Here is a 3,877-nt window from a genome sequence, read left to right as displayed (position 1 = left end):
GTCACCATCTTCGCGCCGTTACGCGCGATGCCTTCGTTCTCGTATTTGCGGCCGACCATGAAGCCCGTGATGTTCTGCAGGAACACGAGCGGAATCTTGCGCTGACAGCACAGTTCGATGAAGTGCGCGCCTTTGAGCGCCGACTCCGAAAACAGAATGCCGTTGTTCGCGATGATGCCGACCGGATGCCCCCAGATATGCGCAAAGCCGCAGACGAGCGTGGTGCCGTAGCGCGCCTTGAATTCGTCGAAAGCGGAATCGTCGACGATGCGCGCGATCACCTCGCGGATATCGAACGGCTTGCGCGTATCGACGGGAATCACGCCGTACATGCTCTTCACGTCGTAGCGCGGCGGCTTCGGTTCCTGCAGCGCCACCGGCACCTGCTTCGTGCGATTCAGATTGCCGACGATGCTGCGCGCGATCCCCAGCGCATGCGCGTCGTTCTGCGCCAGATGATCGACCACGCCGGAGAGCCGCGTGTGCACGTCGCCGCCCCCGAGGTCTTCCGCGCTCACCACTTCACCGGTGGCGGCTTTGACGAGCGGCGGACCGCCGAGAAAAATCGTCCCCTGATTCTTGACGATGATCGACTCATCGCTCATGGCCGGCACATACGCGCCCCCTGCCGTGCACGAACCCATCACGACGGCGATTTGCGGAATGCCTGCCGCGGACAGATTCGCCTGGTTGAAGAAGATCCGGCCGAAGTGATCGCGATCGGGGAACACGTCGTCCTGATTCGGCAAGTTGGCGCCGCCGGAGTCGACCAGGTACACGCAGGGCAGATGATTTTCCGCGGCGATTTCCTGCGCGCGGACGTGCTTCTTCACGGTGACGGGATAGTAGGTGCCGCCTTTGACCGTTGCGTCATTGCAGACGATCACGCACTCCTGCCCCGCGATGCGGCCAATGCCGGTGATCACGCCCGCGCCTGGCGCATCGTTGTGATACATGCCATAGGCCGCGAGTTGCGAGAACTCGAGAAACGGCGTGCCCGGATCGAGCAGTTTCTCGATGCGCTCACGCGGCAGCAGCTTGCCGCGGCCCGTGTGCTTGTCGCGCGCCGCCTGGCCGCCGCCTAGCGCGAGTTTTTCGACCTTCGCGCGAAGATCGGCGACCAGCGCTTCGAGCGCCGCCGCATTGGTGCGGAAGTCGTCCGAGCGCGGATTCAGCTTTGATTCGATGATCGGCATTGTTTGGATTCTCCTGTCGGCCGCTTGTAGGCAGTACTCTCGCTCAGGCCGTCTCAGCGAACAGTTCGCGGCCGATCAGCATGCGGCGGATCTCACTGGTCCCCGCGCCAATTTCATAGAGCTTCGCGTCGCGCCACAAACGGCCAACCGGATACTCGTTGATATAGCCGTTGCCGCCGAGAATCTGGATTGCCTCGCCGGCCATCCACGTTGCTTTTTCCGCGGTGTAGAGAATCACGCCCGCGCAATCCTTGCGCACCTGGCGCACGTGTTCCGTGCCGAGCGTATCGAGTTGCCGGCCCACTGCGTAGAGATACGCGCGACATGCTTGCAGCGTGGTGTACAAATCGGCGACCTTGCCTTGAATCAGCTGGAATTCACCGATCGACTGACCGAATTGCTTGCGGTCGTGGATATAAGGCACGACTGCGTCCATGACCGCGACCATGATGCCGGTCGGGCCGCCGGCGAGCACGGCGCGTTCGTAATCGAGGCCGCTCATCAGCACTTTCGCGCCGCCGTTCAGCTGGCCGAGAATATTTTCTTCCGGCACTTCCACGTTCTCGAACACCAGTTCACCGGTATGCGAACCGCGCATGCCCAGCTTGTCGAGCTTCTGCGCGACCGAGAAGCCCTTCATGCCCTTCTCGACGATAAAAGCGGTGATGCCGCGCGAATTCGCTTCGGGATCGGTTTTTGCATAGACGACGAGCGTGTCGCAATCCGGGCCGTTGGTGATCCACATTTTCGTGCCGTTCAGCACATAGTGATCGCCCTTCTTGTCCGCCCGCAGTTTCATGCTGACGACGTCCGAGCCCGCGTTCGGTTCGCTCATGGCGAGTGCGCCGATGTGTTCGCCCGAGACCAGCTTGGGCAGATATTTTTCCTTCTGCGCGGCCGTGCCGTTGCGATGAATCTGGTTGACGCACAGATTCGAGTGGGCGCCGTACGAGAGACCGACCGATGCCGACGCGCGCGAGATTTCTTCCATCGCGATCATGTGGGCCGTGTAGCCCATGTTCGCGCCGCCGTATTCCTCCGAGACCGTCATGCCGAGCACGCCCAGATCGCCGAACTTGCGCCACAGGTCCATGGGGAACTGATCCGTGCGATCGATTTCCGCGGCACGCGGGGCGATTTCTTTCGCAGCGAAGCCGGCGATGCTGTCACGCAGCATTTCGATTTCTTCGCCGAGCGGGAATTGCAAACCGGGCAGGTTGCTCATTGCTGTGTCTCCAGAGTTCGTTGGCGAGCTGGCAACCGAGGTGGGCGCCGGCTAGTCTGAGTGCGGCTCAGCGGACGTGGACGGCCTTGTGGGCCGCCGTCTTCATCCCGCACGAGGCGCGAAGCGTTCCAGACGCATTTCACGCCAGATTTACGTAAGCGTCAATAGGTATTTTTGAGTGTCACTCAGAAATGGTATCGGGGGCTAAGACGCCGCCGTATCGTGCTAGGATCGCTGTCATCGGGGTTATTGACCTTACGAAACTGAACTGGACTCATATGACGGTTGTCTTGAAGGCTGAGTTACCTGCCTCGCGCCGCCAGCCGGCCGGGCGCAAGTCGCAGCAGCGCGTGAAGGAGATCTTGCAGGCGGGGCGCGACGTGTTTTCGGAGAAGGGTTACGAGCGCGCGACGACGGCGGAGATTGCGCAGCGCCTGGGCATTTCCGAGGCGACTGTGTTCAGTTATTTTCGCGGCAAGCGCGAGTTATGCGCGCGGGTGATTGGCGACTGGTACGACGAGATCATTGAAGCGATCGAGTCGGGTTTGCCACGCGATGGCAATGTGCGGCAGCAGTTTGCGTTTATTGTGCGCACGCATTTGCGGCTGATGCTGGTGAATGGCACGGACCTGTGCGCTTTGGTGTTGTCCGAGGGGCGGACTCGGCATCATGAGTTGAGCGAGGCGCTGACTGAGTTGCAGCGGCGCTATACGGCGCCGTTGATGCGGGTGTTGGCGCGGGGCCAGGAGACTGGGCAGATTCGGGGTGATATGCCTTTACGACTGCTACGGTCGATGGTGTTCGGGCCGATGGAACATGTGCTTTGGGACGCTACGCTGGCTAATCGGCATATCGATATTGACGCTACCGCGGATCAGTTGATCGATGTGTTGTGGGCGGCGTTGATGCCGCCGGATTTGGCGGTGAGTGCTTTGCAGCAGTTCAGGGTTGAGGTGGTTGAGGCTAGTCGGCGGTTTGATGAGGCAGTGAAGGGGGCGCCTGGCGGCGCGTAGTGGTTCGGTTTTTTTTGCCTGTTCGGCGGTTGGTCGGTTGTCGTGTTTTTGCCTACGGCGTAGGTGCTTGCTTGAGTGGGTTGCCTACGGCGTTGGGCTTTCCTTGATCTGGGTTTTTGGCCTTTCTGTGACCTGACTTTTGGCCTTTCTGTTTTGGCCTTTCCGTGACCTGACTTTTTGGCCTTTCCTTGAATTGATATCGGTCTATTAGCGTTGCCCCTGTGCGGGGCGGCACTTACTTTCTTTGCCGCGGCAAAGAAAGATAAGCAAAGAAAGCCGCTCACACCGCCAGCTCATAAGCGGAGCCCCCGCACAGTCACGGGAGTGGTGCATCTGGAATCAGTGTCCTCGCACATTCGGCGCGCGTGACAAGGGAGTCATACTTCCGGCGGCGCTGCGCGCGCCGAAGCGTTATTTATGCGCAGTCATTTGGCCGGCTTTTT

General features: G+C 60.4%; 3 protein-coding genes. 1 reads left to right on the top strand and 2 read right to left on the bottom strand.

All coding sequences use genetic code 11. The annotated features are described in order from the left end of the window. Nucleotides 1-1,196 (bottom strand): carboxyl transferase domain-containing protein (locus QOC89_RS25295; RefSeq protein WP_323047518.1); only part of this gene is annotated, 1,196 nt, incomplete at its 3' end. Between the two features lie 43 nt (nt 1,197-1,239). Continuing rightward, the gene (locus QOC89_RS25290; protein ID WP_323047517.1) at nt 1,240-2,421 is read right to left on the bottom strand and encodes an isovaleryl-CoA dehydrogenase; all 1,182 of its coding nucleotides are present in this window, start codon (nt 2,419-2,421) and stop codon (nt 1,240-1,242) included. 278 nt (nt 2,422-2,699) lie between these two features. Between QOC89_RS25290 and QOC89_RS25285 the strand changes: the two genes are divergently transcribed. Further along, nucleotides 2,700-3,434, top strand: coding sequence for a TetR/AcrR family transcriptional regulator (locus tag QOC89_RS25285; RefSeq protein WP_323047519.1), 735 nt, complete (start codon nt 2,700-2,702; stop codon nt 3,432-3,434). The last annotated feature ends 443 nt before the right edge of the window (nt 3,435-3,877 follow it).

The sequence above is a fragment of the Paraburkholderia sp. genome (assembly GCF_034668105.1).
GTDB lineage: Bacteria > Pseudomonadota > Gammaproteobacteria > Burkholderiales > Burkholderiaceae > Paraburkholderia.
This window is presented reverse-complemented; position numbering and strand designations above follow the sequence as displayed.

Bases quoted from the DNA above. Each gene is read 5' to 3' on its own strand.
- QOC89_RS25290 (WP_323047517.1), bottom strand. From the start codon at position 2,421: ATGAGCAACCTGCCCGGTTTGCAATTCCCGCTCGGCGAAGAAATCGAA.
- QOC89_RS25285 (WP_323047519.1), top strand. From the start codon at position 2,700: ATGACGGTTGTCTTGAAGGCTGAGTTACCTGCCTCGCGCCGCCAGCCG.